We start from the raw sequence: 560 nt of genomic DNA, 5'->3' as shown, positions 1-560 counted from the left end.
GGTTGTTCCTGGACCCCACCCAGACGTACAGCTGCGCCTACTTCGAGCGCGACGACATGACGCTCGAAGAGGCGCAGCTTGCCAAGATCGACCTGGCGCTGGGCAAGTTGAATCTCGAGCCGGGCATGACGCTGCTGGACATCGGCTGCGGCTGGGGCGCGACCATGCGCCGGGCCATCGAGAAGTACGACGTCAACGTCGTGGGCCTGACGTTGTCGGAGAACCAGGCCGAGCACGTCCAGAGAACGTTCGACGAGATGGACACCCCCCGCACCCGGCGGGTGCTGCTGGAGGGCTGGGAGAAGTTTCACGAACCCGTCGACCGCATCGTTTCGATCGGCGCCTTCGAGGCGTTCAAGGCCGACCGGTGGCCGGCCTTTTTTGAACGTGCCCACCACATCCTGCCCGACGACGGTCGGATGCTGTTGCACACCATTTTGACCTATCAATGGCAGCAGATGCCCGCACTCGGCGTCAAGCTGACGATGAGCGATGTGAGATTCGCGCGATTCATCGGCACCGAGATTTTTCCGGGCGGCCAGCTGCCGACGCAGGAAGAT

At 63.0% G+C, this 560-nt stretch carries 1 protein-coding gene; it reads left to right on the top strand.

Going from position 1 to position 560, the window contains the following annotated elements; translation table 11 throughout:
- Window positions 1–2: 2 nt before the first annotated feature.
- A partial coding sequence (locus A5701_RS06305; RefSeq protein WP_231972774.1) for a class I SAM-dependent methyltransferase occupies window positions 3–560 on the top strand: 558 nt, incomplete at its 3' end.

It is taken from the genome of Mycobacterium sp. E3305 (genome assembly GCF_001666785.1).
Lineage (GTDB): Bacteria > Actinomycetota > Actinomycetes > Mycobacteriales > Mycobacteriaceae > Mycobacterium.
The sequence above is the reverse complement of the archived record's forward strand: the minus strand, read 5'-3'. Positions and strand labels throughout refer to the sequence as shown.